Genomic DNA, 1,221 nt, shown 5'->3' with positions numbered 1-1,221 from the left:
TGACCTGCCCCCACGATTAGATACAACACTCAGTTAGTAACGTCGGAATCTTCATTCTCAGAATGACCCTTTCTCCAGCCCGCTGCAAATTCAGACGGTGTCTGATAATTCAGCGTGGAGTGCGGGCGGCATTCGTTATAATCCTGCCGCCAGTCATTAATAATTTTCCTGGCATGAACGATATCGCTGAACCAGTGCTCATTCAAACATTCATCGCGAAATCGTCCGTTAAAGCTCTCAATAAATCCGTTCTGCGTTGGCTTGCCCGGCTGGATTAAGCGCAACTCAACACCATGCTCAAAGGCCCATTGATCCAGTGCACGGCAAGTGAACTCCGGCCCCTGGTCAGTTCTTATCGTCGCCGGATAGCCTCGAAACAGTGCAATGCTGTCCAGAATACGCGTGACCTGAACGCCTGAAATCCCAAAGGCAACAGTGACCGTCAGGCATTCCTTTGTGAAATCATCGACGCAGGTAAGACACTTGATCCTGCGACCGGTGGAAAGTGCGTCCATGACGAAATCCATCGACCAGGTCAGATTGGGCGCCGCCGGACGGAGCAGCGGCAGACGTTCTGTTGCCAGCCCTTTACGACGTCTTCTGCGTTTTACGCCCAGGCCACTGAGGTGATAAAGCCGGTACACGCGCTTATGATTAACATGAAGCCCTTCACGGCGCAGCAACTGCCAAATACGACGGTAGCCAAAACGCCTGCGCTCCAGTGCCAGCTCAGTGATGCGCCCTGATAAATGCGCATCAGCAGCCGGACGGTGAGCCTCATAGCGGCAGGTCGACAGGGATAAACCTGTAAGCCTGCAGGCACGACGTTGCGACAGACCGGTCGCATCACACATCAACATCACGGCTTCCCGCTTCTGGTCTGTCGTCAGTACTTTCGCCCAAGAGCCACCTGAAGCGCCTCTTTATCCAGCATGGCTTCGGCAAGCAGCTTCTTGAGTCTGGCGTTCTCTTCCTCAAGCGACTTCAGGCGCTTAACTTCAGGCACCTCCATACCGCCATACTTCTTACGCCAGGTGTAAAACGTGGCATCGGAAATGGCATGCTTGCGGCAGAGTTCACGGGCGGGTACCCCAGCTTCGGCTTCGCGGAGAATACTGATGATCTGTTCGTCGGAAAAACGCTTCTTCATGGGGATGTCCTCATGTGGCTTATGAAGACATTACTAACATCGGGGTGTACTAATCAACGGGGAGCAGGTCA

1 protein-coding gene is annotated in these 1,221 nt (G+C 53.6%); it reads right to left on the bottom strand.

Features of this window, described 5'->3' with window-relative positions; translation table 11 throughout:
* Positions 1-29 precede the first annotated feature (29 nt).
* Positions 30-1,150 (bottom strand): IS3-like element ISSen4 family transposase gene (locus tag ACHH0Z_RS25560; protein ID WP_087451024.1). Its coding sequence is split into 2 segments (ribosomal slippage): positions 30-892 and positions 892-1,150, totalling 1,122 coding nucleotides; the frame shifts between segments, so codons are not numbered across the junction.
* Positions 1,151-1,221 lie beyond the last annotated feature (71 nt).

This window comes from Enterobacter cloacae complex sp. 2024EL-00227, from assembly GCF_043945315.1.
GTDB lineage: Bacteria > Pseudomonadota > Gammaproteobacteria > Enterobacterales > Enterobacteriaceae > Enterobacter > Enterobacter roggenkampii.
The sequence above is the reverse complement of the archived record's forward strand: the minus strand, read 5'-3'. Positions and strand labels throughout refer to the sequence as shown.